This is a genomic window from Streptomyces sp. NPDC043680 (assembly GCF_056436685.1).
Genome location: NZ_JBWKCE010000018.1, coordinates 85,918 through 111,231 on the forward strand (window position 1 = coordinate 85,918; position 25,314 = coordinate 111,231).

The window sequence follows — 25,314 nt, forward strand, 5'->3', positions numbered from 1 at the left end:
CCCGACCGGGCCGGGGAAACAGGGTCCCCGGGCCGACTCGGGGCTCAGTCTTCGATGCGCTGCGAGGTGTCCCCGGGGCCGGAGGGGCGCGGCCGCGTCGCGTGCACCAGGACATCGCTGCCGCTCGCGGTTCGCGGGGTGAGGGTGAAAGACACCCTGTGCGTGCGCCCCCGCGACACCCCGGCCTCGGCCTCCGTGCCGACCGCCCACAGCTTGAATCCGGCCTTCGCTTTCGCGTCCGCGCGCAGCTCGACCTCGAACTCCATCTCCACCGGCCCCACCGCGAACACCACCCCGGGATCCTCACCCACCCGCGCCGCTGCCGCGAACAGCTCGTCTCGTACGGCTGCCACCGCGTCCGCCAGAGGAATATCCACAGCAACCCCCACGTACCTGACGCATGATCACACTGCTGCGGACACCGTAGAAGCAGAATCGTGATCGCCGTGGCCGATCACCCCACTTCGCCGGCGAGGAAGGCGCCGAACGGGGCGGCGCACATGGCGAGCATGCGGGAGGTGGAGGCGACCCGGCCCATCAGGTGGGCGGGGACGATCGCCTGTCGGAGGGAGGCCGAGCACCATCATGGCGCCCATGCCCGCTCCGCAGACGGCGAGGCGCGAGGCCGGCGACGTACGGGTTCGGGGCGGCGGCAAGGCCCAGGATGGCGAGTCCCTCAACTGCGGCCGTGCAGGTCAGTGCGGTGCCGGTGCCGATTCGTCGCCCGAGGAAGGAGGCGATGCCCGCGCCGAGCAGACCGCCGGTGGCCTCCGCGGTGAGGAGCAGGCCGAAGCCGAAGGTGTCGATGCCGAGACGCTCGTGCGTGAACAGGGCGAGGACGGTCTCCACGGCGAGGAAGGCGATGTTCCCGACCGCCGGACGCAGCGCGAGCCCGAGCAGCAACCGGTCCCGGAATACGTACGAGGCGCTGGCCCGCGCCTGCCGGAGCAGCGACTCACGGGCCTGCGGTACGGGCCGGGATGCGGCAGGCAGCGACTGTACGAGCAGTGCGGAGAGCGCGAACGAGACTGCGTCGGCGAGCAGCGGAACTGCCCGCCCGAGCGCGAGCAGGGCACTGCCCGCGGGCGGCCCGGCGAAGCCGGACATCGCGGTCTGGGTGCCGCGCAGGCGAGAGTTGGCGCGCTCCAGGAGCGCGGGGTCGCGGCCGAGCAGATCCGGCAGTTAGGCCGTGGCGGCCGTGTCGAAGAAGAGCCCACCGAGGCCGAGCAGGAAGGCGAGAGCCGCGGGCAGTGGAATGCTCAGCACGTCGAGCGCGGCCGCCGCCGGTATGGCGAGCAGCACCGCACGCGCCGCGTCCGTGAACCACATCGTGCACCGACGGTCCCAGCGATCTACCAGCGCACGGCCGAGCACGACGCCGGGGCCAGCTGGGGGAGAGGCGAGGGCGAAGCCCCGCAGAGCGACCCAAAATCGGCTCCACCGGGGCGCTATCGGCGGCGCAACGCTCGCGGTGCCGGGCATGTGCTCTCCCGGCACCGTGAGCGTTGCGGGCGGTTACTGCAGGAAGTAAGCCACGAGCCCGGTGGCGGCACTGGGCGACTGTTCCCCGCGAGGAGGTCGTGGCCGCCCGGATGAAGCTGGAGAAGCAGGGCCGCCCGACGGACGCGCCCTCCCATGAGGTGGCGTAGACCTGCCCGGCCCCGACCCCTCCTGCCCCTGCCACCCGCACTGGATCAGCTGCTGGTCATACGCCGCTGGCTGGAGCTGACCTTCGCCCGCGTCGACGAGAAGATCACTGCCGTCCCGGCGGCCGACGCCGAGAAGGCACGACGCCGGCCCCTTTCGGAGCCCCCACAGTGGTGGATCGAGTATGGCATCGAGTGGTCGTCCTCGTCGTAGTGGCCGAGGACCCATACCGTCGCCGTAGTGCCGCGCCAGGGACCTCGGGCGTGGATGCAGGTCTCAGGCCAAGAGGCTCCGCGGGAGGTAGCGTGCGGTCTGCGGGTCGTAGGCGCCCGTCACCGCTGCCGGACACTCGCCGTCGAGCTCAGCTCACGGTTGCCCGTAGTCCTCGACCTGTTCCGCGATGAACGCGAGCAGGGCGTCGGCCCGGTGGCGGTCCTCGCGCTGGTTTCGCAGGGCGCGGTCGAGCGTCCGGAGTCTGGTGAGGGCGACCGGGTTTCGCTCCCTTACCTCGTCGAGCAGCGACGTGGTGATCAGGTCCAGGCATTGGGTGAACAGGAGTCGGGTGGCCGGGGCGGGAGGAGCCGGGTCCGGGGCGGTGAACCCGCTGGTCAGGTAGCGCACGGGATCCGTGAGGCTCCAGCCGACGACGGTGCCGTGCTGGACGAGGAGCGCCACGTCGGGTGCGATTCCGATGCGGGCCTCCAGAGGCTCGTCGAGGACGTCGAGGTTCCGCAGGCAGGTCAGCACGGTGTCCCCGGGGGCGCGGCAGAGTTCCGTGGTCGCCTCCAGCCGGAAGTCTCGGGCTTCTTCCGCGTGAAGGCCGCCCGGCTGGGCGAGGGGTGTGGTGGGAACGCGGGCACAGTCGCCGGCAGCGGCGGCGTCACCGGCGATCTGGAATTCGGCTCCGACCAGTTCTCGGCTGACTGGATCGAACCGGAGCTCGTCGGGGGTGTCCCACAGCCACGCCACACTGCCGACAGTGCTCATGAGGAACCGCCCCCGTTCCTCCGCGCCCGTGTACGGTGCGATCGTCACGCGGAAGTCGCGAAAGCCGAAACGCGGGGTGAGGGGCAGGGGTGAGCCCGTCACCGTCGCTTCCCAGTCGTCGTCGAGTGTGAGTTTCACCGTGCATGCCGCCTCGTGAGCTTCTTGGCCTGGATCCGGCTCTCCATCATGTCCGTCATCCTTTCCCGTAGTCCTCGACATAGGTGGCGATCAGCTCGCGTAGGGCGTCGGCTCGGTGCCGATCCTCGCGCTGCTCGCGCAGGGCCTCGTCGGCGGCTCTCAGCCTGGCCAGGGCGGCCCGTTCGCCGTCCACCAGGTCATCGACCACGGGTGTGGTGATCAGGTCCAGGCATTCGGTGAGCAGGCGGCGGGTGGCCGGGGAGGGCGGGTCGGGGTCGGGATCGGTGTACGCGGTGGTCAGGTGGCGTGCGGGGTCGGTGAGGCTCCAGCCGACGACGGCGCCGTGCTGGACCAGGAGCGCCATGTCGGGGGCGATGCCGATACGGGCGTCCAGTGGCTCGTCGAGGACGTCGAGGTCGCGCAGGCAGGTCAGCACGGTGTCCCCGGGAGTGCGGCACAGCACCGTGCATCTCTCGTGCCGGAAGTCCCGGGCCTCATCGGCATGGAGCCCGCCGGGGCGTACCGCGGGCGTGCGGGGAAGGCGAGCGGCTTCCTCGGGGGAGGCGGACTCTTCCGGCCAGTGGAATCGTGCCGCGACCAGCTCTCGGCTGCTCCTGTCGAAGCGGAGGATGTCAGGCGCGTCCCACAGCCGCTCCTGGCTGCCGAAGGTGTCCGCGAGCAACTGCTCACGCTCCCTCACATCCGTATAGCGCGCCACGTCAATACAGGCGTCGCTGGTGAAGCGGGGAGCGATGGGCAGCGGAGCGTCCGTCACTGTTGCGTGCCAGCCGCCGTCGAACGTCAATTTTGTGGTCATTCTTGCCTCATCTGATCTGCTTCGCCGGGGCCATGTACCCGTCCTTGAGCGGAACTCTGCCCTGCACGAGGTCTCGTGGGTGATCGGCGGGTGGGGGTCCGTAGGATTCCCACCGAGCGCCTTCGCCCCACTGTCGCCCTTGATCCCAGACGAGCCGTAGGCCGTAATGGCCTGGCCCTGGGTGTTGCCGGGCCCATCGAGCACTACGATGTCCTCGCCCTGCCGGAAGGTGAGCCTTTGGCCGTTCCCGTCGACGGGTACACGGCATCCGGGTTCTTCAGGATTTCCGTGACCCGTTCGTCGCTGAAACCGTGCCTCGGCTGAGCAAGGTGTGCAGGGCATCGACCAGCCTGGCGGAGCGTTCCTCCAGACCTTCGATCCACTCCTCTCTTCCGCGTTTACGTGGGTAGCGTGAACTTTGTCCGGCCCGGCCCCCGACATGAGTCCTTCTTTATCCAGTCGGTGAGGGAGAGGCTCTGGTAAGCCTCCAGACCAAAACCGAAAGCCGGTGCCGGCCACGGCAGGCTTGCCGGTCGACGCGATACCTTTGAGAGTGCCGGTCAGTCCGGCCTACCGAGACTGCCGCGGTGATGCGGCACTGGCCTGCCACTTTAGGCGGGCGGAAGGCCCTTTCGATCACTTTCATCGAAACCGGCATTTCGGTCCCATGCCCTCGTCCGGTCAGGATCCCAATCGCGGAAAGCTCGACGTGGGCGTAGCTCGGATGGGCCGGGGCACACGTTGCGCGGGATCGTCGCTGGGCGCGTGCGTCGCGTCTGCGGTACCGGAGACGGGACGCGAGATAATCGCTGCATGGTCAGGCTCTCCTCCAGCAGCACAGCGCCCTCTGCCGCCGAGGTGCTCCACGCCCGGTACGCGGGCCGACTGCCCGCCTCCCTGGAGAAGCTTGCAGGTCCGCGGCACGGCGTGGTCGAGCTGCCGCTGCACGTGGCCTGGTCCGGACTGCCGTCCGCAGCGGCTTCGGCGCTGCTCGGCATCGGCTTCGGCCGGGGCGTTGCAGTGGCTCAGAACCTGCTGGGTCCGGGGCAATTGATCGCGTGCACCTTGGACATGGCTATCCTTGGGCGCGGCGTGGTTGCGCACGCCTGCTAGAGCACCCCGGTGGGTTGGTTTGGGTTCCACTGCTGGTGGTGCGATGACTCGGGCGAGTCACGGTGGCCGTTCCTCTCTGCAAAGAGGGACGGCCACTGTTTTTCTCGCTACCGCTTACGGGCGACGGCTGCGTACTTCGAGTCCTCCGCATCAGTGAGGGTCGAGGTGTCGACGACGGCGATGTTGCTGACGCCGACCTGGGGAACAGCGATGTCGGACCGCCAGCCGCGGGAGGTGTCGAGCCCCGGTTCGATGAGGTCGAGACCGGTGAAAAACCGCAGGATCTCGGCTCGGCCGCGGAGCCGGAGAGGGCCGCTTCCATCCTCGGAGTTGTAGGCGACGACGACCTCGCTCAAGTCCTTGAAGTCAGCCGTCGGGTGGATGACGCTCATCAAGCTGCCCGGTGCCACAGCTTCGACATACGCAGCCACCGCATCATGCGGCCGGCGCGCGTCGTCGATGAAGCACAGCACGTTGTTGAAGCAGAGGCCGACTGGCTGGGTGAGATCCAGGGTGTTGCGGACCTCGGGCGAGTCCAGCACGGAGGACGGGTCGCACAGGTCGGCCTGGAGGAAGACGGAACGGCCCTCCGCGGACTCGGGCGCGGACATGAACGCCTCAGAGCGCCGGGCCACGATCGGGTCACTGTCGACCGACACCACGCGGGCATCCGGTGCGATGCTCCGCACGATCTGGTCCAGGTCTGGTTCGATGGAAGAACCGCACCCGAGGTCCAGGAACTGGGTGATGCCCTCGCGGGCCATGAACGTCGCAATGCGTTCCATGCAGTGCCGGGCCGCCCAGGCCGTGGCTCTGCTGTTCGGGTGGACCTTCCCGATGGCTGCAGCTACAGCGGCATCCACCTCGTAGTGGTCTTTTCCGCCCAGGAGGGCGTTGTACACCCTTCCGGGGTGCGGCTGGCTGGCATCGATGTGCCCTGGCGTGAGCGTCTTGTGCTTCGCGCCCATCTACTCCCCCTCTTTGATCATTGCGGCCCGGGCAGTTGCGGTGCCGGTCATCGGGGCAATGTTTCTCTGGCGATCTCCACCAAGATCGCCGGCGTGTCGCGGATCGGCGCGGCGTATACCGCGCATATCGTGTCGAAACCCTGCAGATGGCGACTCGTCTTCTGGTGCAGGTACTCGCCGCCGTCGAAGCTGCTCCGGTAGACGATGTCGGGCAGTTCGGGCTCGGCGAATCGGAAGAGGTGGAACGGGCCCGCCTCGGTTCCCGGGTAGGCGCCGAGGTGCTGAGGGACGATCTGGATCTTGATTTCCGGCTGCTTCGCCATGGCCAGGAGATGCTCGATCTGCTGGTGCATCACCTGCGGGCCGCCCACGCTGCGACGCAGGGCGCTTTCGTCGAGGACTACCCATAGAATCGGGCGCGTCTTCCCCGCGGCCTCCGGTGTGCCGGGGCGCGTGCCGAGGATCCGGCGCTGCCGCTCCTGCAGCAGGTCGATGTGACGGTCGAGAAGGTCTGTCCCGATTCCAGGGTGACAGGCACTCAGGGCGGCGCGGGCGTAGTCCTCGGTGCGCAGCAGTGCAGGCACCAGGTACGGCTCGAACGCGCGGATGACGGTGGCCGCGCTCTCCAGGCTCAGGAACCGGTGCAGGTTCCTGGGCAGGACTTCGGCGGGATAGGACGCCCACCAGGACGGCTGCTTGGCCTGCTCCACCTCTGCGAGGAAGCCCGTGATCTCTTCCGCAGTGGCTCCGTACAGGTCGAGCAGTTTTTCGATCGTCGTCCGCGGAGGGTTGGACTCGCCGATCTCCCAGCGGCGCACAGTGTGTGGCGTGACACCGACGGCCTGGGCCGCATCGGACCGGCTGATCCGCGGGGCAGCCTGCATGCGCCAGTCCGTGAGGCGCTTCGCCAGGACTGACTGAAGTGTTGTGGTCGCTTTCGGCGCAGCCAACTTTCCCCCTTCCGAAGTGGTCAGAGTCTGGCACAAGCGATGTGTACATTCCAAGCTGCAATTTACACATCGGCAGTTGCAGCTTGCGATGTACATGATGGATAGTATGGGTCCGGAGACGATCACCGGCGCCAACAACCCGCCCACGCAGGCGCGTTAGGGCATCCCGCAGCCGGCGTGTGGCCCCGTCGCGGCGCTTTGATGCGCGGCTGCTGCTCCGCAGCGGCGCTGCTGGACTTCGACAAGAACGAACCGCAGTCTGTCGAGAGGAACGCTTCGCCGCAGAACGAGCCGGACGCACAGCGGCATGCAACGCCGTGCCGCGCCGACCTGCGGGGTCCCAGGTCGGCGCGGCAGTCGCGGCCATGGCCGGCCGAACCAGAGGGGGCGATTTGACGAGCGACGTCGATCGGGTGGGGGATGGACCGAGGTACGCCGATGAGCTGACGGCCGACGTCGTATGGGAGATCGGCGACTTCCTGCTTTCCCGACTGGAGCGAGCGGCACGTGCTCACCCGTCATACAGCGAGGAGGGCATCACGGCCTCGGCGCTCGCAGAGGCAGTAGCCACGTTGGTTCTCACCTTGGAGTGGTCCATCACCGGCGAAACGCCCGGCCGTACCCGTATCCCGATCGGGGTTCCGATGCCTCCAATGTCCACTGCGCTGGAGCGCCAGGTGCGAGCGGAGGTGCGGCTGGATCGCCTCCGGGACGATTGGAACCGTCTGTGTGTCCTCGCCGGCTACTGGCGCTCTGCACCTGGCTATCAGGACGCCCGCTGGTGCAAGCTCGATTTCCGTGACGCCGAGCATGAGCGTTGGTACCACCAGCAGCTGTCCCACCGTCATCCGGAGAGAGACAGTGCGTGAGTCGGAACGACTTCGCCCTTGGTGGGCTTCTCGACCGGACGCCGCCGGAGCAGTCGCGCTCCGCGCCGACGGGGCAGCTCGCCCGGCCGATGTCCGAGACCGGTGTCGATCCCGGCATCGACCGGGCCCTGCTCCTGTCCGTGCCCCCATCCGCGCGCAGGCGAGGTGACCAGGCGCGCCGGACCTGGCCGGCTAGCGGCGCCAGAACCGCCAGGACCGGCGCTGTGCCGGCGCGGGCGCAGGAGCGGCCTCGGGCTGAACCGGGTCCCTGGGGGCCTGCGGAGCGGCCGCCGAAGGAGCCGCCTGTCGGCGGGGCTTGAATTCGACGGGCAGGCTGGTCAGTCGGCGGGACATCCACGTGCCCACCACCTGCAGGTGGTCATCGGGGATGGACAGGGTCGCATCCGGGACGCGCTCCAGCAACAGGTCGATGCCGGTCTCGGCGATGGCCCGGCCCAGGTCCTGGCCCGGGCACTCGTGGGCGCCGGCACCGAAGGACAGGTGTGAGCGGTTGCCGTGAACGGGCTTGTCGGGGTCGTTGCGGATCACCGGATCGACGTTCCCGGCGGCCAGGCCGAGCATCACCATGTCACCCGCGGCGATCTGGGTGCCGCCGACCTCGATGTCGCATGTCGCCCAGCGGGTCGGGACGACGGCGAGCGGGGGGTGGTCCCACAGGACCTGCTCCAGCGCGTCCGGCAGCGTCATCTGGCCGCCTGAGAGGTTGCCGCGGAAACGGGAGTCGGTCAGGACCATCCGCAGTGTGTTTGCGATCAGGTTCGCCGTGGGCTCCAGCGCACCGACCAGGATCAGCCGCAGGTGCTGGCGGACCTCCTCGTCGGTCAGGCCCTGCGGATGGGCCAGCAGCCGGCTGGCCAGGTCGTCACCGGGTTGCAGTTTCCGGCTCTCCACCAGATCGTGCACGGTATCGACCACCAGCTGGTTGCCGGCCAGAGCGGCCTCGCCACCACTGATCATGTCGGAGACGGCCGCTCCCACCGACAGGGCGGCGGATTCGGGTATGCCCAGCTGCTGGGCGACTACGAACGCGGGCAGCTTCCGCGCGAAGTCGGCGACGAGGTCGGCCTTGCCTTCCCCGGCGAAACCGTCGATGAGGCGTACCGCGTACCGGGTGATGTAGCGGCGCAGGCGATGCCGGTTCACCCCGGCCAGGCTCTCCGTCACCGCTTCCCGCAGACGGGCGTGCTCCGTCCCGTCGGTGAGCGCCACCAGCGGCTGCCACGCCGTGATGGGCCGCAGGGGCGAATCAGGGGCGAGAGTTCCGTTGCGGATCGCCTGCCAGTTGCGGGAGTCGGAGGAGAAGTTCCTGGAGCGCATCACCTCGAGGTTCTCCCGGTGCCCCAGTACCAGCCAGGCGGGCACGTCTCCGTACAGGCGTACGGGAGCCACCTCGCCGTGCTCGGCTCGGAGCTGTTCGTACAGGGCGTACGGCTGTGCTTCCGCCTCGGCGCCGTAGAGCCGGCGCACGCCGTCAGAGGCCGCGGCGTGCATGGGGCAGCCACGAGCGGCAGCGGCCGAGGCGGTGGTGGTATCGGGGGATTGCATGGTCGCGTTGCCTCCGGGCAGGGGCGGGGCTCTGGAAGGCTTGGGGTGAGCCCCCACTGAGAGTGACGAGGAGTCAGCGACGTGCAGCATACCGTCGAGTGGCGCCCCACCGGAGCGCAGGTCTCCGCCTCAACTAGGACAAGCGGTTGTGTACTTGGCCGAGAATGATCTTGTGTGGAAGGCCGTGGTACTGATTCATGGAGCCGCTGGGCTCTCGGGGGTACGGCAGGGGGATCCTGGTCCGCGTAGCCCCGACAGGAAGGACCACTTGGCATGTCGTCAGTATCCGAAGAGCAGTCCGTCACATCCCTCACGTCCGTTCCGTGTGCACCAGGAGCCATGCCCCTCCTCGGTCACGCTCTGGCCTTGTGGAGAGACCCGCTCGGCTTCCTCTCCTCACTGCGAGGCCACGGAGAGCTCGTGCGGGTCAACCTGGGAACCATGCCGATGTATGTGGTGACCACACCCGAGCTGGTGCACGAGGTCACCGTCCGGCAGGTGAACAGCTTTGAGAAGGGCCGCTTCTTCGACAGGCTGAGGCCGCTGGCCGGCAACGGGCTCGCCAACTCCGACGGCGAGTTCCACCGCACACACCGCCGCATGATCCAGCCGATGTTCACCCGCGACCGCATCGCCGGCTACTCCGAGATCATGAGCAGCAGCGCCCTGGCACTCGCCGAGTCCTGGAAGCCCGGCGATGTCATCGACCTGGAGCCGGCCATGGCGGGCTACGCCGTGGAGACCCTGTCCAGGACGCTGTTCTCCTCCGAGATTGGCCTTCCGGCTGTCAACGCGGTCCGGGAGCACCTACCCGTGCTGCTCACGAACCTCCTGGTCCGCGCGGCCTCCCCGAAAATCCTCGACCGGCTCCCCATACGTGCCAACAGACAATTCGACCGTGCGGCCGCCGAGCTCCGCGCGGTCATCGACGAGGTAGTGACCCGCGCACGTGCGGCAGATCCCACGGGCCGCGACGACCTGCTGTCGCTGCTGCTGACGGCCCAGGATCCCGACAGCGGAACGAGGCTGTCGGACCAGGAGGCGCGGGACGAGCTGGCCACGATTCTTTTCGCGGGTGCGGAGACCACCGCCGCCACCCTCGCCTGGACCTTCCACGAGCTCGCCTCCCGACCCGACGTGGAAGAGGAGGTCGTTGCCGAGATCCGCAAGGTCGTCGGTGGCGGCGCCGTCACCGCACTGCATGTGCCCCGGCTGGAGGTCCTGCGCCGCGTCATCGACGAGGTGATCCGGCTGCACGGCGTCACGCTTCTGATGAGGCGGACGACCGAGCCGGTGACCCTGGCGGGAGTCGCCCTGCCGCGCGGTACCGAGGTGGCCTTCAGCCTGTACGCGCTGCACCGCGACCCCGGCCTGTACGACAACCCCGACCGGTTCGACCCTGACCGCTGGCTTCCCGAACGGCAGGCCGCCGGGCCGGGCCGCCGCGCCTACATCCCGTTCGGGGCGGGCAACCGCAAGTGCATCGGCGACCTGTTCGTATGGACAGAGGCGACGATCGCCATCGCGACGATCCTGGACCGCTGGAAGCTGGTCCCGGTCGCCGGGCATACGCCGCGGGAGGTCGCCTCAGCGGTGGCACACGCGGACTCCATTCCCATGACTGTGGTCGCCCGCGAGTGACGTGCCGGCAAGCGTCTCCCGTTGAGCTTCCGGCCAGCGGGACTCGGCCGTCCGGTCAGCCTCGCATACCGGAGAGGCCGAGCGGCTGAGCCGCTCGCAGGGGCCGGCCGGCCGGCACCACGTCCCACCACCACGACACCGCGTCGATACCCAAGGGCTCAGGGCTGTCGTCCGTCGGTCTCGTGGCGAAGGCCGTGGGGAGATCGGCGGGGTCGTTTGGGGTGGTGTACCGGACCGATGTGACGCCCCAGTCCAGAGACCCGCGGACGAAGCTCCGCAGGCCGGCCGTGTACTGCCGCATCTGCGGACTGCCCACTGCAGAGAGGTGGTCGGTGAGGTGCATGAATGCGCCCAGTACACGGTCACGCTGGGCGATGGCCCGGTCCATCGCCTCCTGCGGACCGAGCCCCTCCTCCTCCAGGACCCGCAGAACGTTCAGGTGGTAGCCGTCCGCTGACCGCTCCTTGTGGTCGGAGAGAATGTCGTTGTCCCACGTGATCACGAACGACGCCATCTCCTCGGCAGCCCGGACGGACTTGTCGTCGCGCTCGCTGAGCGGCAGCTCATATCCGTGCCCCATCTCCAGCAGCGGGAAGATGACCGTCGTCGCACCGTCATAAAGCCGCATCAGGGTGTAGTCCGACAGGACCGGGACCGTGTTCGCACGGCGATGGGACGCCTCCCATACGACGGACAGGGCGTACTCGCGCAAGTTGGCGACCCAGCGGGCGGCCTGACTGTCCGTCCCGTACATGTCCACGCGGGCCCGCAGGTCCCGCAGCCCGCTTGCCAGCGGATCGTCGAGCAGCAGGGGAGCCTCGGGATTCTGTGCCACCCGCAGCAGCCGATGCATCGTTCCTGCAAGATCTCCTGGACGCTGGCCGAGAGGGCCTTCCTCGCAATAACCGTCGTCGACGCCGAACAGCCACATCACGAAATCCGCGACAACCCTGACGACTTCCTCGCGCCCATGCGGCAGGATCCGGGCCGCGAAAACGCCGATCTCGTGCCGAACCAGCCGGCGGCGCAGGTCGACGGACCCTATCTGGAACGTCTCCGCCCAGTCGGCGGTCTGTGCGTTGACTTCTGCGTGACAGGGGTGGATGGCAGGCGGTATGGGGGAGAACAAGGGCGGGACGGCAATCACGAGTGGGGGCTCCTCTGTCGCGGGTGACGAAGGCCTGCGCCGCGTGGCCCAGGCTTCACACCCGTTTCTGCACCTCGACTCGCGATCATGCGGCATGAGCATGGCTCGATCCAGTGGGGCGATCCGAGCAAATGCACCAAGCAGGCCCATGCTTCCGCTTGAATGCGCAACCCCCGGGTCAGGCCGACGGGGGAGTGGGCCCGCTTTGCGCCTCTGGCGCATGATTGACCGCTATCGCCAGCAGGATCGTTCGCAGCGCACTGGCACCGCCGTACGCCCGCGCTGCGGATACGGCGCGTTTGCGATCCGACGGCTCGTCCCGCCAGACGGCATTCAGGAAATCCTCAGTGAGGGCGTAGAGCATCTCCATGTCCTCACAGCCCGCGAGTTGCCGATGGATGCGCTTCTCAAGCTCCTTCCGGTCCTCGGGTGTCAGGGCGGTGCCCGTGGTCACCTTCGCGTACGCGTTGCGGGCGGATGGAGCCGCGTTCTCGACGATGTCCTGTGCCATCAGGAACGTCACGTGCTCTTCGCCGTCCTCACCCCAATTGCGGGCAACCTCACCCATCAGCATGTCCACCATGCGGTGCTCCCGCAGAGCGGCACAGCCGATGATGTCGTCAGCGATCGAGCGTAGTCTCAGGCGGTCCGCGGAGCTCAGCGTCACGGGTGGAGTAAACCTCTCTATTTACGGAGTGCAGGCCGTCGGCCCGCGGCTGCATCAGGGCTTGACGTTCAAGCTGCGCTAGGCCGTCGAAGACCGGCGCGCCTCCAGCAGCACGTCACGACCGAGTTCCACGCAGTACATGTGAAGCAGCTCGGACAGGCCCTTGGGGACAGCGTGATGCTTGACGGAGTCAACCGTGGCCCCGAGATCGTCAAGCAGCGCGTCGATGACAGCCGCGGTCTGAACTGGTGTTCCTTCCCAGCGGTGCCCGGCCAGCTGTTCGGAAGAGCTACAGGGGACGGGATAGACACGGCCGCGGGTGGTCGTGATCCAGACGGTGTGGTACAGGGGCGCGGAGGCGAGTGCCTCCCCGTCGGCAGGGAGAGACAAAGGGGCGTAGAACCGCCAAGTGCGATTGCCGTCTGCGCCGTCCGGGCTGCGCAGGACGGGCATGCCGGTCATGTTCTCGCGCACGCAGAAGTCGTCCATTTCTTGCCCTTCGTTGCTACATAAGGTCCAGTCTTCCATGCAGGTTGCCGAGGAGCCGGGTAGCGCCTTCCATGGCTCCCGGGGGTGGGATGCGAGTACGCATCGGGGAAAGCAGGCGCTAGTCAGGGTCTGCTGCGGCCGGTGGGTCGGACTGCTGCGGGCCTGCCGGCGCTGGGTGGTTCACGGCCTGCAGTTCATGCATGCGCCGAGTGCTCTCCACCTCAGCCGCCCGCCAGGCCTGCCGCTGCGCGGCACGGGCCGCTTCCCGCCCGGCGTGCTCGGCGTACGCGTCAGCCAGCATCGTGTCCCAACGGGCTGTCGCCCTGAGCCGATCGGCCTGGGCGGCGTACTCCGCCGCCATCTCGGCCCGCAGGCCGGCCACGGCCCGTTCGATCACCTCGGCCTCGGCCTGGGCATGGCACTTCCAGCACAGGCCGTCCTCAGGCCGGGTGCCCTTCCCGGTCGCCTCACACGGCCGGCCCCTGTCGTCCGTGCCCTCGCACTCCCACCACACCGCGGTCGGCGCAGCCGCCCAGGGGCCGGGAACGCGCCCCTGCCGTCGGGAGGCCCGGTGCCCAGCCCGGCGTTCCTCGCACTTGGGGCAGACGTCCTGAGGGCCCAGGTGTATCCGGGCGCCGTCCTCGCACATAGGGTCCGGGCAGTCCGTGGACGGCCGGACCAGGCCGACCGCCACGCCGACCGCGGAGGAGATCCCCTTGCCTCCGCGGGCCGCGTCCATGGCGTAGCCGTGGTTCCACCACCGGCGCCGCACCCGGTCTGCCAGCTGCTCGGCGGTCCGGCCGCCGTCCAAGGCGGCCAGGATGGTGTCCCGGAGCACGGCCGGGCGGTGCTTCGGCAGCAGCAGGGCCAGGGCCTCGGGCCAGGCAGCCTCCACCTCGGCCACGGAGGCGGCCTGCTCGGCCGACATACGGGCGCGGCCGGTCCTCGTGCCCTTCGCCGACCGAGCCCCCGGGGTCGGCGCGCCAGCGCCGCAGGACGCGGCTGAGCCGCCCGCGCCCGCCCGCGCGCTACTACCCGCACCAGCCCTACGGGCGTCACCAGCGGCTCGCGCCGCAGGCGCTTGATCGTCTTCTGTTGTCTTCTGGCTGACAGTCTTCTTAATGACTCCCGCGTTCCCCGACACCCGGGAATCCCGGGAGTCGGGAGCGACCTCGTCAATTGAACCGTTCTCGCAGGTCAGCCCCGACTCCCGGGAATCCGGGAGTCGGGGAACGATGATGTTGAGCTTGCCCGCAGGCTTCTCCCCCGCCAGCTTTGCCCGGCGCTTCGCGGCCGCGGCCAAGGCCTTGGGTGTCGGCTCAATCAGCTGCACCTGCCGAACATCGGGCTCACGTTCGACCGACTCCAGCAGCGCCGACACCTCCGCGTCCGTGGCCGGGGTGTCGTACACCACCACTTCGGTGGACCATGCGTTGCCTTTCCAGGCCATGATGCGGATCTTGACGACGTACCGGGACACCTGGAGCTGTCCCATGGCGCCCGCGAGCCCGTCACGGCCGTAGCCGTACTTCCGGGCGATCGTCGCCAGCTGGATGTCCCACCCGTCCTGGTGCCGGATCAGGACCGCCAGCAGTCCCAGGGCCTCGAGGTCCATGGCCACCGCGTCGTCGATGGTGTCGTTGGGGACTGCCGCGAACCGTGCCGGCCGTCCGCTGCGCTTCTTCACTGGCTCACCCCGGCTCGGGAGGGCGCGCTGGTGTGGCCTGGGAAAGCAGACAAGGCGAGGTGGACGGATGTGCTGAAGTCTGGGCGCTGCACGAGGGCATTCCCCCTTAGGGCGAACGCGTGGGGATGCACCATGCGCGGGTACGGCGCAGCGCGGCCGCTCCGGAATGCGGATGTCGGCCTCGCGTCGTACCTGTGGCGGAGCCGACGCGGTTGCGCACGCCGGCTGGAGCATCCACAGCGAGTGGGTTTGGGTTCATCGCTGGTGGAGCAATGACTCGGGGCGAGAGTCGGCGGCCGTTCCTTCTGCAAAAGGAGAGCGGCCGCAGATATGTCAGAGGAGAGGCTGGTGTTGCGGGCCGGCCTCTCGGGCGGTGTGGGGACCGCCGCCCCGGTCAGGGGGTCTTGGACGGTGCGGCAGCGATGCCACACCCCGTACGCTGGCCATGAGCGCACCTCTCCGTCGTTGGTCCAGGTGTGCGTCCGTCGGCCCGGGCGGCCACCCGGAAGACGGACCGACAGGCCCGTTCCGGGCCTGTTTGGTTTTCAGGGGAAGGCTGTCCCCTCCCTCTATCCGATCACAGGCACCGTATCGACTGCTTCGCAGGGTCAACCAACCCATCCCGCTTCTTCTCAGGTGCTGATGAGGGCGCGTCAGCCGCGACCCTAAGGAGGGTGGATCAGGTGGGAGGTCATGGCAAGAAGTACCCTTCGCGCTTGCGGTCTTCCATCGCCGCCTCGGCCGCGGAGGCTTTTGCCGACCGCGGTTACGACTGCGACAAATATGCGTTATGACTGGTACAGATCAACCAGCGGTCCCCTTACGCGCCATCTTCGGCATGATGCCGCACCGTGCGCCTGACCATGATGGTGAGCTTCAAGACACCTCACGATGCCAACGCGTCAAGCTGACCTTGGATTGGCGCGGGGGTGGTCGAACGGACGGGATCATCCAACGCGAGAATCAGGCCATGGTCATGGCAAGGCGCTTGTATGCCTCTTCTCCCGTGGTGGACGGTCTGCCGTTGCTGGCAGAGCCGGAGTTCTGGGCCGCCCACCTGGTCGAGACTATGAGGTTCGCAGGTTGAGTCCTTCGGTGTTGATCCGGCGGACGTCGAGGCCATGCTGGAGCGCCTGAGCGACAAGGCCGCGTGGCCCATGTTCCGGATCCCGCTCGCGGGCGGGCACAGCATCGTCTTGCACTACAACAGCGGTGAGGAGTACACCTCCACCGACTACTTCATTGCGACACCGTAGACCGGCCCGCGACGATGAAGGCGGTCACCTGGGAGTTCGGGTGACCGCCTTCATCGTCTAACTGCAGCTAAGAGCTCTTCAGGCTCTCCGCGCCACCCGGGCCGCGTGAGGCGAGCCTGGCAAGCTGGCCCCGTGACCGGGGCGCGGGGTGGTTCCCCGATCACGCGCCGCATACCCGCATCGAGCCCTTCGCCCATTCAGGCGATGGGAGCTCGGAGCCGTCATCGGTTCAGTCCGGGCGCCGGTGGCCGGCGTTGGCCGCCAGGCCGCCATGCGTCTCCGGCTGGCGGCTACCCAAAAAGCCTAGCTGGGTGTCGCGTCCCGGATCTGGTCTCTCCGGCTCCGGGGCGGACGGCCGATGCGTGCATACGAGGCTCAGGCTCTTCTCGTCCCTTGTATTGCCCCATGATCCTGCCCCTCCACGCTCGGGGCATCCCTGATCTGATTTTGAAAGAGCTGAACATGCAGACCAGTACGCGTTTCAAGGCAGCCCTCGCGGCTGGCGTCATCGTCTTGGGCCTCGCCACCCCGGCGATGGCCGGTACGTCGAAGGTCAGTGGCGGCACCTGGTACTTCGGTACCAACAGCAGCGACTTCGTTTACTCGAACTACTACCACCCCGACCGGTGCCACGGCTCTTCCGCGAAGGGCAAGTACCTCGCCCAGAGCGGCAACGTCGACAAGGACAAGACGTCCTATGCGTCGGCACCGGAGGCGATGTGGGGCAACGAGTCGTACTACCGTTCCAACTGCGAGTGAGACACCGCATGGCTTCGGATGCGTCGGATGTTCCGTAGCCGCTTCGACCGTGTGGGGCCTGGCAAGCCGGTCCCCACACGGTCGGCCCCATCGACGGTCTTCTCCGCGGCCGTCCCAGCGCATGCTCCCCCGACCACTCCGACCTAGGTATTCGATTGCTGCACCGAGGTATCAAGTTCGTCTACGCCGCCGTGTTCGCGTTCTCCGCACTGGTGGCGTTTCTGTTCGTGCGGGGACTGGACGAGGACTACGTACTGGGTCACTCGGCTGTGGTCTGGGTACTCGACTCCGACGATTCCGCCAGCGGTTCCGACGTCGCGCGCGGCGTGGCGGCCTTTGCCGCCGAGCACAAGGTCACGGTGGCCCGTGAGGTGCCCGATCTGCGGAATCCCGATGGTCTTCGGCACCTGTACCTCGCCACCGGCGCCCCGAATTCGGTAGCAGCGTCGTGGCTGAAGGAGGGCTATCCGGCGTTCGGCCGGGACCTCCACACCGAGGTCCATCCCCTCGCCGAGATCGGGCAACGGGATCCGCGTGGCTACTACTACGTGTTCGGGCCGCCGGCGGCATCCGATGCGCTGGTAGCCAAGTTCAAGAACCTCGGTCTGCGAGCGAGCATTCACCACCCGCTCTCCTTCGAAGAACTGACCCCCTTCTACGCGGACAGCACCCTTGTCTTGTCCTTCGCCGTGGTCGCCCTGGCCGCCATCACCATGACCGGTGCAAGTGTTCTGCTCAACGCGAAGGCGTAGGGGGTGCTGCGCCTGCAGGGCAGGTCATTCACGGACATCCTATTCCGAGATCTCCGCCAGTTGGCCGGGTTCGCCACGATCGCTGCCACCGCGGTGGCAGCCGGTGCCCTGGTCGTCCTAGCCCTCTACAAACGGCCTGGCCTGGCTTGGCCTTTTCGCCTCGGTGGCCACAGGCATCGCCGGCCTCCTCGTCCTTCTGATCCTCGCCGCCCACGCGGCCATGCTCGCCCTGACGTTCAGGACCGACGTCCTGCGCGCCCTCAAAGGCGAACTACCGGCCCGGGCTGCATCCACTTCCGCCTACCTGGTGCGGGTACCCGCTCTCCTGCTCGCCTTCAGCATCGCCACCTCCACCGTGCTCGCGGCCCAGGACGTACTCTCCCGCCAGGACAGTCGCGAGCTCTACGCCAAGGTGGGTGACACCGCCGCCATCCGTCTCAACGGCAGTCTGGGCGAAGAGGACACCAAGACACTGGAGGCCAAGGTGGGGCAGTGGCTGCGCCAATCCGACGCAGCAGGGGAGCTCATCGTCGCCGGCCGCCGGGACCTCCAGGACCTCGCCCCGGGCGCTGGCCTTCCCCAGGGCGAAATGCTCATCGTCAACGAGACCTTCCTCGACCGACAACCCTTCCTCGATCCGGCAGGCCTTCGCTACGCCCCCGCCCCGAAGGACGGCAAATCTCCGGACTCCCGCCCGGTGCGGCTCATCGTCCCTGCCTCTCTGAGCCGGCATGCACCGACCATCGCCGCCGAGATACCCGGAACCCTCAGCCCGGGCCACCGCGAACGGATCAAGGCCGACCAAATCGAGACGCTCCTGGCGGCGGACGGCCAGCAGGTCTTCGGTTACAACGCCGGGGAGCAGGTACACACGGCGGCACGCAACAACAAGGAAGACCGCTCCCTAGTACACGATCCGGTTCTGCTGGTGGTCCCCAACGGGTCGGCGTACCTCACCAACAACGCCTACACCTCGTTCGCGACGCAGGGAGGTGTGGTCTTCCCGGACCCGCTCGACCGTACCGTACCCACTGCACCAGGTCAGGGGCCCACCTCTCCGCCCTGGAGCCGCTGGTTATTCCAGCATGCCGCGGGCGGTATCGGGCCGGCAGTGGATGCAGGCGGTGACACCCTTGAGCAGACCCACCTCGTCCGGCGCCGGACTCGTCCACCCCCGGGCCGTCGCCTCCGTCGTAGGCCGGTCACTGCCGATTTCATGACCGATCCGGCCGAAGGGCGCCTCCCGCGCGGGGAGGCGCCCTTCGCTGTCAGGGGGCGATCCCGGCCCCTGGCGGGGCCGTCAACCGAGGGGCGGGGATCTCAGCGGCGGCTGTCCTCGGCGATACGCCGGGCGTTGTCCATGTCAGCGGCGGTCTGGGCGGTACCGCCGCCGTTGACGAGCAGGTAGACGCGCGCCTCGTCGGCGATGCCGGTGCACGTGCGGTCCTCGCCGACCTGGACCATGGCGCGGGAGTCGACCATGCGCTGGCCGACCTTGGTCAGGCCCTGGTGCCGGACGTACGGCCCGTCGGCGGTGTCCTCGGTGGTCTCCGCCAGATCCGGGTCGAATCAGGAGGCGGGCACCGCGAACTCGCCGGTGAACCAGAGCCGGGCGGTGGTGATGCGCTGCTGGTCGACGCGACCCGTCTACGGAGCAGTCGTCCAGGTCCAGCAGGCCGGCGCGGCGAAGTTCGGCCAGCAGGGTGGCCTGCAGGCGAGGCCAGACGCCGGCCTCGGTCCAGTCCCGCAGCCGGCGCCAGGCCGTTACTCCGGAGCAGCCCACGGTCTCTGTGGGGACATCGCGCCACGCGACACCGGGCCGCAACACGTACATGACGCCGGCGAGTGCTGCCCGGTCGGGAATACGCAGCCGCCCGGGATAGCGGCGGCGTCGTTCGGGAGCGGGCGGCAACAGCGGGGCCACCCGCTCCCACAGGGCGTCAGGAACAAGATCAGCACGCACCCCGGACACCCTGTCGATCAAGATCGCCGAACACAAGACCCGCGACTCAAGTCATTCTGAAACGATCAGTAAGCCCGACGTCTCGCTGCGAGGTCGGGGCGACGTTTGCGTCGAGGCCTGGGACGACGAGAAGCCCGTGCAGTGGTGGACTCTCACCGATGCGGTCGTGGTGGCCTATCAGCCCCACTCGCTCGATCCGGAGAGGTACGACATCATGCTCGGCGCCGGCGTCAGGAGCGAGGAGAGCTTCTTCGAACTGCTTGCGGCGCCGCGCTTCGAGCTCTTCGCGGGAACGACGGTCGCTGCGGCAAGTGCAGGCCGATGCTCCGCCGTGGACGGCCTGTTCAAGGCGCGAGCGGACCCGGCCCCCGTTCCGATAGAGCTGATCGGCTGCGAGCCTGCGGAGCCCCTGCTCGCGGCGCTGCGGCGACCGCGTCGGTGGGAGGGGGACTGGGCCTACCTCCTGGTGCTGGATCGTCATGGAGCCGTGATGGCCTCCCGCACCGTGGGCCTGGCCATCACCGGAGCGCGACCGTCCATGCTCGGCGGCACGCTCGTCGACATCACCCTCACCGACGGCGGCGACGAGCGGTCATCGCTGGCGGCCCGCCCGATCTGGGCGGAGTGGTACCAGGGCCCGCCGACAGAGCCCAACCTGTTCGGGCGCCCTACGACTCGCAGGGCAGGGCCGAATGGTTGGACCTCACCACTCGTGCCTGGCGGGTGCCCGCGCCCCGGCCCGATCGGTCCGGCGGTGAGTACCATCTCGACGGCCGGTCGTCACGGACGTTCCCGGGCTGCACTGCGCGATCGCCGAGGCCCTGCTCGGGCCCGGCCGCTACTACGGCCGGGAGTGGAACGCCCTCAAAGACTGCCTGGGCGGTGAATTCGGAGTGACCCCGCCCTTCACCCTGACCTGGCACGACTCCGAGATCGCCCGCCGCGCACTGGCGGGCGTTGTGGAGGATCCGCAGGGCCAGCTCTCCTACTTCGAGGAGACCGTGCAACTCCTCGAACGGCGCGGCGTCACGGTCGTGCTCCGGTGAGCCGCTGGCACCCGACTGAACACGGCTCCGGGACGGGCTGCGCAGGCTTCAGTTGTCGGGTTGCTCGGATGGGGATTCGCCCCGGACGACCCCGCCATTGGAACTGCACCCACTGCAATAGAGGTCCCCTTCGACGAGCACGGCACAGGGTTGGGCAGGGCCCTGAGCACACGCACCCGAAGGCCCGCCGCCTACCCGTCCAGCCAGCTCAAGGGGTCGCTCTCGGGGACCCCTCCCTCCGTGAGGCATGTGAAGGTGAGCGAAGTACCCAGAGATGCCAACTCGGACAGGACGCCAGGGCGCACAATCAGCCTGGACCCGGTCTCCGCTGTGCCGGCGATGTCCACATGCACTGCATAACCGTCCCGCTGGAGCGCCAGCAGGCTTTCCCGCCTGGGGCGGAGCTGGGCGACCAGAGTGAGGACCTGCAACTCCAGCGCATCCTCCTCACCCCCGCTGACCCTCCACGTCCAGCGGTCCACTGCCGTCTCTACTTGAGAGCATCCAGTCAACAACTCCGGCACCAGTCCCACGGCCGATGAAACGCGGTGCGCGTCGACCTCTTCCTTGTCGACCACCAGCGCGACGCGCACGGCTCGCCAATTGTCACGCATACTCATTAGACCCTCTATTCCTCTGCCGTGTCACCGGGCGTTCATGTTGGGTGTCACTGTCAAGGGGACACCCAGCTGAGCAATTCGGGAAAACAACGGAGCGGGAACCAGGAATTGTGACCCGTGGTCCGCGAAACCGTGGACCTCCAGATGCACCTCGAAGCCTTCTGCCTGCATTGTTCGCAACTGCGAGGCGCATCCCTCCGTCGCGGACAGAATGTGCTCCAACTGCTCGGCAGTGTCGCGGGTGGTGTGTTCATCGCACGTGAGTCGCCACCGGCCGTCGATGTCACCCGGCGGTCCCCAGCGGTCTGCCCCTGGCGGACGGACAGCGGTCGGTTGCAGACCGAGCCGTGTCGATACCGCGTCAGGGTCGAGATCATTCTTTTTGATGACGAGAGATACGCTCGTAAGGCCCCATGGAAGGGCCGTCCGCTGCGAACCGACACTCACCTTACTCAACCATCCTTTCATTTTGGCCATTCTACTTGAATTCACGGCAGGCGGCCCAGTGGACATCTCCCATGTTTTCCTTAAGGAGTTCCGAGAGCATGGTTCTGCGTGAGACGGTCGTCGAATCCTTTGACCCGGGCCGGGAGCAGTGGCTGCGCGCGGAACGAGCGGTTGGCCTACGCATCGACCAACTGCTCGCAGCGCAGCGCGATGCCGCGCACCCGGGCCCGCTGGAAGCCGAGCGGCTTGCCTGGGCCGTATGATCCCTGCTCAGGAGGCTTGCCCACACTTGCGGGGTTCGGCCTGGTGGAAGTCATGAACTGCACTGCCGGTTCCTCAACTGGCGGTAGGTCAGGGCAGGCAGGCCGGCCGCTGTGCGGGTCGTGCAGGATCGTCGCCCATTCGGCCAGTTCCGGCGAGACGCCAAAGTCCATGTCCACGCTGCCGAGGAAGCCCGTGGACACGCGCATGCCCAGCAGGGCCATCTCGTACCGGCTGGCGAGCACGGCGCCGACCCCCACCGGCATGTCGGCTCCGTGACGCCCTTCTGGACAGGAGCGAAGGTAGTGGTGATGTCGCCGGGCAGGGGCTCCAGGAGCAGCGTGACCCTGGCCTGCGCGTGGAAGTCACCGACGGCCGCGGTCGCGCGGATCCAGGCGTCGGAGACCGGAACCGGGGTGCCAGCCGAATAGCGAGAACGTTCACAGCGGGGGACATCCTGAGTAGGGAGATCTACGAGGACACCTGAACCGGTCGTCGCTGCGTGCCCGAGGGCCCCCACGAGCGAACGGCGGGGGCCTCGGGGACGGTCGGTCAAGGTTTGGCGGCGATCTGCTTGCTTACCTCGTTGCGGATGGTGGCCACGGTTGCGGCGAAACTGTCGAGGTTGATAGAGGCCGGCGGAGTGTCGAAGCCGACGCTTCCGGCGACGGCGACGACCGCTGACTCGTCTGCCCAGGTGCATTCAGGTTCCAGGCTGACGAACGACTGGCCGGCCTCATGACGCCTCTTTGTCACGCGGCACGACAGAGGTTCGCCGCCGGAGGGGGTGATAGCGCGCGGGCCGACGACCGTTTCCTGCGGGAATTCCCATCGGCGGTCCAACGTGGCCAGCATGTGAGTACGCGCCTGTACCGGGCTGAGCACGAACCCTTGCACACCAGTGACGGTCAGGATGTCCGCGGCCTTGTTCCTATCGGGACTGGAGGGTCCCTCGTAGGCCGCGAAGACGGGGACCGGGCTGTCGATCCAGTCGGAGAGGCCGCGGGCGAGGGCTTGATCAGGCTCGGCGTGCTCCGTCTCGTTGTACTTTCCCATGAGCAGGGTGGCTGGCAGGACCACCCGGTAGGGACCGGGCTGCGAAACGGCCTCGGGCTTCCCGCCCCAGCTGCCTGGCCCGGCACTCGGGTCGCCGCTGCCGCAGGCTGTCAAGACGCTTACCGTCATCGCGCATATCGACAGCCGTCCCCAGTGCTTCACTTCGTACCCCCGTTGCCCCTCTGTTCTTGATCAAGAACACCCTGTCACGAAAGCCGTGACGGGGTGATCGGTCTCGTACCCAACCCGCATACCTGGGGGTCAGGCGCTTGGACAGGTTCCGACGCTCCCGCCGTTGGGCCGCCGTCACAAGATCCCCCTCGCTCCGGACGCAGAGATCACAGGCATCATCGTCCAGACCGTCTCCGGGCAGGTACCTCAGATCCTCCTGGACTGATGGCCCGAACTCGTGGGTGAGGATCTCGCCGACCAGGTGCAGCCGGCCATGCTGGGCGCCCGAGGGCGCGAACTGTGCACGGTTGCGGTATCCGTCTGGGCCCGGGACGAGGCTGTACGCCGCGCGCCCCAGACCCTGGAGAGAATCCAGGAAGTGATCGGCCCCGAGTGCACCATCGTCAGCTGGTCACCCAGCTCGCTCCTGCCCGTCGTCGTTCTCATTGCGGGATCGCCCTCCTTCACCGATCGCCCGAGGCTCGAGGACACACTGCTGCAGACCTGGCACGACACCCGTGAGGCGGTCGGGATCGAGCACACACTGGTCTTGGAGCACGGGTGCGAGACGACAGTCGACCGCCTCGTACACGAATGGGCAGCATCCCTCCTCCGCCTCGATGCCGACGACTTCCCCGTCTCGTCTCCCATGCCGGCCGACACCTCGACGCACTACGGCCAGGCACACCACCTCCGGGACCAGCAGATGATCGACAGACGCCCTGCACTGTGCCTGGCATTCGCCTGCCGGTCCGATGAGGTTCTGCCGTGGGAAGAGCGCGCAGCGAAGGCCGGGATCCCCATCCAACGCTGTGTATCCGAGGGCGAGTAACTGCAGCTGACGGGGTGACGTCGCGACGGGCCCGTCCGGTGCTCTGCCACCTTCAATTCGGCGGAAGAGAACGACAACACGGGATCCCCCGTGGATCTTTGTCAGTCCCCGTACCGTGGTAGGGAGACACGTTTGGAGGAGCCCTTGAGCGCCCACACCGAGCACGTGCCCGCACCGCCCCCGGCCCCCGCGCCCACCGCGGCTGCGGAGCTCCTTGCCCGGGTCCGGAAGGACCCCCGGGCCGCACAGTGGGTCCCGGCGTTCGAGCAGGACTGGGCCCAGGCCTTGGAGGACTCCTGGCACAGCTACAGCCTCACCCCGCTCCACCAGGTCGTCCGCGCCTGGAAGGCCCGCCTGGCATCCGCCTCGGCTGTCGATGCCTTCATCGCTTCCGGGCTGGACGACTCCGACGGCATCGGCCTGGAAGACGTTCTCGGGGTACGCCCTTGAGCGCATGGCCGGCCCGGCTCTCCCCACGGGCTGCGAAGGTGCTCACTGCGCTGCCCGGGCATGCGGTGGAGATGGTCCGTGATGTCCTGGACCTTGCCTCCTGCGACCCTTGGTCTTTTCCGCCCTTCGACAGCCGTGACCCTGAGGGCGAGGACATCCGGTCCGCCTCTGTCGGGCAGCTGACGGCCGTCTACTTCATCAACCGGTCCAGCGGCCGCCTGTACGTCATCGACATCGTCTGGCTCGGCTGACCTCTCCGGGGACGACAGCGCGCTGGGGCTAGTGCTCTGACCGCATACTTTCGCCGGGTTGGGCGGGTGTGGGGCCATTAATGCCAGCCACCTGGCCGAGGCATCCGCCTATGCTCGGCTCGTGCAGCCGCTTTCCGACCGCAGCAATCCATTGATCACGGCGTTCCCAGCCGAGCTTGCAAGCGATGCCGAGGCAGTCCTGGCGGTGATGCCTGATTCTCGGCTCCAGCCGCATGCCTCGTTCTCGGTCGCTGTCGAGGGCCAGCGGGTTTTGATCCCCGGGCGTCTCTACAACGACGAGCCGCCAGCTGACAGGGTGGCGTCGCTTTCGTCGCGCCAGCAACAGCTTCTGCACTGCCTGTACTCAAGGCACTGCGACGGCATGGTCAGGCAGCGCCACCTGGAGAAGATCTTTGGTTCCACGGACCCATGGGTCGTCCCCTTCGTCGTGCAGCTGGTTGGCGAGTACGTCTTGGAGATCCTGGTCGTCATCTGCGATGAGCTCCGTGATCTCGCCACGCCCGGCACCTGCGGCCACCTCGCTTACGGGCAGTTCCTCGTGGACAACCCTGCTTTCTTCGCGCGCACTCAACGGCGGGTCGTGAGCTACTGGAGCTGCTACTACCGGGGCACCTACGCGAGTTTTCGGGGCTACCCGGGGTGCACGATCCTTGACCTCCTACGGTCCGCTGCCTCCGACAGAGCAGGACAGCCCTGGCCCAACCTCGCTCCAGCCGGCACCAGGGTGGACGGCTACTGCTAGG

The 25,314-nt window shown here is 67.9% G+C and carries 28 protein-coding genes and 2 pseudogenes; 13 read left to right on the plus strand and 17 right to left on the minus strand.

Annotated features, from left to right (window positions below; all coding sequences use genetic code 11):
• Positions 1 to 44 precede the first annotated feature (44 nt).
• The gene (locus AC0666_RS27720) at positions 45 to 389 is read right to left on the minus strand and encodes a trypco2 family protein (protein WP_478708518.1); all 345 of its coding nucleotides are present in this window, start codon (positions 387 to 389) and stop codon (positions 45 to 47) included.
• Positions 390 to 466: 77 nt separating this feature from the next.
• Positions 467 to 1,374, minus strand: a pseudogene (locus AC0666_RS27725) (MFS transporter); the annotation flags it as partial.
• A 261-nt stretch (positions 1,375 to 1,635) separates the two neighbouring features.
• On the opposite strand from AC0666_RS27725, the gene AC0666_RS27730 reads away from it, so the two are divergent.
• Complete coding sequence (locus tag AC0666_RS27730) at positions 1,636 to 1,860, plus strand: hypothetical protein (protein ID WP_478708519.1); 225 nt, start codon at positions 1,636 to 1,638, stop codon at positions 1,858 to 1,860.
• Between the two features lie 153 nt (positions 1,861 to 2,013).
• Here AC0666_RS27730 and AC0666_RS27735 read toward each other — a convergent pair whose 3' ends face one another.
• Positions 2,014 to 2,772: a hypothetical protein gene (locus AC0666_RS27735; protein ID WP_478708520.1), complete on the minus strand. Its 759-nt coding sequence runs from the start codon at positions 2,770 to 2,772 to the stop codon at positions 2,014 to 2,016.
• 55 nt (positions 2,773 to 2,827) lie between these two features.
• A complete protein-coding gene (locus tag AC0666_RS27740; RefSeq protein WP_478708521.1) occupies positions 2,828 to 3,589 on the minus strand; it encodes a hypothetical protein in 762 nt (253 codons plus the stop codon).
• Between the two features lie 813 nt (positions 3,590 to 4,402).
• On the opposite strand from AC0666_RS27740, the gene AC0666_RS27745 reads away from it, so the two are divergent.
• Positions 4,403 to 4,702 (plus strand): hypothetical protein, encoded by a 300-nt coding sequence (locus AC0666_RS27745; RefSeq protein ID WP_478708559.1) that lies wholly within the window; start codon positions 4,403 to 4,405, stop codon positions 4,700 to 4,702.
• A 107-nt stretch (positions 4,703 to 4,809) separates the two neighbouring features.
• On the opposite strand, the gene AC0666_RS27750 is transcribed toward AC0666_RS27745, so the two are convergent.
• Positions 4,810 to 5,670, minus strand: a complete 861-nt coding sequence (locus AC0666_RS27750) for an SAM-dependent methyltransferase (protein ID WP_478708522.1) — start codon at positions 5,668 to 5,670, stop codon at positions 4,810 to 4,812.
• A gap of 47 nt (positions 5,671 to 5,717) precedes the next feature.
• On the minus strand, positions 5,718 to 6,620 hold the full coding sequence (locus tag AC0666_RS27755; RefSeq protein ID WP_478708523.1) for a helix-turn-helix domain-containing protein: 903 nt from the start codon (positions 6,618 to 6,620) through the stop codon (positions 5,718 to 5,720).
• A gap of 392 nt (positions 6,621 to 7,012) precedes the next feature.
• On the opposite strand from AC0666_RS27755, the gene AC0666_RS27760 reads away from it, so the two are divergent.
• Positions 7,013 to 7,489 carry a hypothetical protein gene (locus tag AC0666_RS27760; RefSeq protein WP_478708524.1) on the plus strand — a complete coding sequence of 159 codons (477 nt, stop codon included), beginning with the start codon at positions 7,013 to 7,015 and terminating at the stop codon, positions 7,487 to 7,489.
• A 192-nt stretch (positions 7,490 to 7,681) separates the two neighbouring features.
• On the opposite strand, the gene AC0666_RS27765 is transcribed toward AC0666_RS27760, so the two are convergent.
• Entirely contained in the window at positions 7,682 to 9,055 is a 1,374-nt protein-coding gene (locus AC0666_RS27765; RefSeq protein WP_478708525.1) for a cytochrome P450, read from the minus strand.
• A 339-nt stretch (positions 9,056 to 9,394) separates the two neighbouring features.
• On the opposite strand from AC0666_RS27765, the gene AC0666_RS27770 reads away from it, so the two are divergent.
• Positions 9,395 to 10,696 (plus strand): cytochrome P450, encoded by a 1,302-nt coding sequence (locus AC0666_RS27770; protein ID WP_478708526.1) that lies wholly within the window; start codon positions 9,395 to 9,397, stop codon positions 10,694 to 10,696.
• 55 nt (positions 10,697 to 10,751) lie between these two features.
• Here the strand turns inward: AC0666_RS27770 and AC0666_RS27775 are convergent, their stop codons facing one another.
• The 4 genes from AC0666_RS27775 to AC0666_RS27790 all read right to left on the minus strand — a co-directional run bounded on the left by AC0666_RS27775 (position 10,752) and on the right by AC0666_RS27790 (position 14,686).
• Positions 10,752 to 11,840, minus strand: coding sequence for a selina-4(15),7(11)-diene synthase (locus tag AC0666_RS27775; protein ID WP_478708556.1), 1,089 nt, complete (start codon positions 11,838 to 11,840; stop codon positions 10,752 to 10,754).
• 181 nt (positions 11,841 to 12,021) lie between these two features.
• Complete coding sequence (locus tag AC0666_RS27780) at positions 12,022 to 12,510, minus strand: hypothetical protein (protein WP_468586733.1); 489 nt, start codon at positions 12,508 to 12,510, stop codon at positions 12,022 to 12,024.
• Between the two features lie 78 nt (positions 12,511 to 12,588).
• Positions 12,589 to 13,038: a hypothetical protein gene (locus AC0666_RS27785; RefSeq protein WP_478708527.1), complete on the minus strand. Its 450-nt coding sequence runs from the start codon at positions 13,036 to 13,038 to the stop codon at positions 12,589 to 12,591.
• A gap of 79 nt (positions 13,039 to 13,117) precedes the next feature.
• A complete protein-coding gene (locus AC0666_RS27790) occupies positions 13,118 to 14,686 on the minus strand; it encodes a hypothetical protein (RefSeq protein WP_478708528.1) in 1,569 nt (522 codons plus the stop codon).
• Positions 14,687 to 15,807: 1,121 nt separating this feature from the next.
• Here AC0666_RS27790 and AC0666_RS27795 point away from each other — a divergent pair.
• From AC0666_RS27795 to AC0666_RS27810, 4 genes are all read left to right on the plus strand, one after another.
• Entirely contained in the window at positions 15,808 to 15,942 is a 135-nt protein-coding gene (locus tag AC0666_RS27795) for a hypothetical protein (protein WP_478708529.1), read from the plus strand.
• Positions 15,943 to 16,404: 462 nt separating this feature from the next.
• Positions 16,405 to 16,701 (plus strand): lactococcin 972 family bacteriocin, encoded by a 297-nt coding sequence (locus AC0666_RS27800; protein WP_478708530.1) that lies wholly within the window; start codon positions 16,405 to 16,407, stop codon positions 16,699 to 16,701.
• A gap of 191 nt (positions 16,702 to 16,892) precedes the next feature.
• On the plus strand, positions 16,893 to 17,453 hold the full coding sequence (locus tag AC0666_RS27805) for a hypothetical protein (protein WP_478708531.1): 561 nt from the start codon (positions 16,893 to 16,895) through the stop codon (positions 17,451 to 17,453).
• A gap of 163 nt (positions 17,454 to 17,616) precedes the next feature.
• On the plus strand, positions 17,617 to 18,861 hold the full coding sequence (locus AC0666_RS27810; protein ID WP_478708532.1) for a hypothetical protein: 1,245 nt from the start codon (positions 17,617 to 17,619) through the stop codon (positions 18,859 to 18,861).
• Positions 18,862 to 19,092: 231 nt separating this feature from the next.
• Here AC0666_RS27810 and AC0666_RS27815 read toward each other — a convergent pair.
• Positions 19,093 to 19,416, minus strand: a pseudogene (locus AC0666_RS27815) (transposase); the annotation flags it as partial.
• Between the two features lie 821 nt (positions 19,417 to 20,237).
• Here AC0666_RS27815 and AC0666_RS27820 point away from each other — a divergent pair.
• The gene (locus tag AC0666_RS27820) at positions 20,238 to 20,462 is read left to right on the plus strand and encodes a barstar family protein (protein WP_478708557.1); all 225 of its coding nucleotides are present in this window, start codon (positions 20,238 to 20,240) and stop codon (positions 20,460 to 20,462) included.
• Positions 20,463 to 20,653: 191 nt separating this feature from the next.
• Here AC0666_RS27820 and AC0666_RS27825 read toward each other — a convergent pair whose 3' ends face one another.
• From AC0666_RS27825 to AC0666_RS27845, 5 genes are all read right to left on the minus strand, one after another.
• Positions 20,654 to 21,055: a hypothetical protein gene (locus tag AC0666_RS27825; protein ID WP_478708533.1), complete on the minus strand. Its 402-nt coding sequence runs from the start codon at positions 21,053 to 21,055 to the stop codon at positions 20,654 to 20,656.
• Positions 21,056 to 21,106: 51 nt separating this feature from the next.
• Entirely contained in the window at positions 21,107 to 21,595 is a 489-nt protein-coding gene (locus AC0666_RS27830) for a DUF4279 domain-containing protein (RefSeq protein ID WP_478708534.1), read from the minus strand.
• Positions 21,561 to 21,713 carry a putative adhesin gene (locus AC0666_RS27835; protein ID WP_478708535.1) on the minus strand — a complete coding sequence of 51 codons (153 nt, stop codon included), beginning with the start codon at positions 21,711 to 21,713 and terminating at the stop codon, positions 21,561 to 21,563. The genes AC0666_RS27830 and AC0666_RS27835 overlap by 35 nt, the downstream gene beginning before the upstream one ends.
• The gene (locus AC0666_RS27840) at positions 21,706 to 22,056 is read right to left on the minus strand and encodes a hypothetical protein (RefSeq protein WP_478708536.1); all 351 of its coding nucleotides are present in this window, start codon (positions 22,054 to 22,056) and stop codon (positions 21,706 to 21,708) included. The genes AC0666_RS27835 and AC0666_RS27840 overlap by 8 nt, the downstream gene beginning before the upstream one ends.
• A gap of 286 nt (positions 22,057 to 22,342) precedes the next feature.
• Positions 22,343 to 22,846, minus strand: a complete 504-nt coding sequence (locus tag AC0666_RS27845; RefSeq protein WP_471234372.1) for a hypothetical protein — start codon at positions 22,844 to 22,846, stop codon at positions 22,343 to 22,345.
• 409 nt (positions 22,847 to 23,255) lie between these two features.
• On the opposite strand from AC0666_RS27845, the gene AC0666_RS27850 reads away from it, so the two are divergent.
• The 4 genes from AC0666_RS27850 (at position 23,256) to AC0666_RS27865 (ending at position 25,313) form a co-directional block, all read left to right on the plus strand.
• On the plus strand, positions 23,256 to 23,849 hold the full coding sequence (locus AC0666_RS27850) for a hypothetical protein (RefSeq protein ID WP_478708537.1): 594 nt from the start codon (positions 23,256 to 23,258) through the stop codon (positions 23,847 to 23,849).
• 144 nt (positions 23,850 to 23,993) lie between these two features.
• The gene (locus AC0666_RS27855; protein WP_478708538.1) at positions 23,994 to 24,299 is read left to right on the plus strand and encodes a DUF6247 family protein; all 306 of its coding nucleotides are present in this window, start codon (positions 23,994 to 23,996) and stop codon (positions 24,297 to 24,299) included.
• Positions 24,296 to 24,550, plus strand: coding sequence for a hypothetical protein (locus AC0666_RS27860; protein ID WP_478708539.1), 255 nt, complete (start codon positions 24,296 to 24,298; stop codon positions 24,548 to 24,550). Before AC0666_RS27855 ends, AC0666_RS27860 begins: the two co-directional genes overlap by 4 nt.
• Before the next feature lie 121 nt (positions 24,551 to 24,671).
• A complete protein-coding gene (locus tag AC0666_RS27865) occupies positions 24,672 to 25,313 on the plus strand; it encodes a hypothetical protein (protein WP_478708540.1) in 642 nt (213 codons plus the stop codon).
• Position 25,314: the final 1 nt, after the last annotated feature.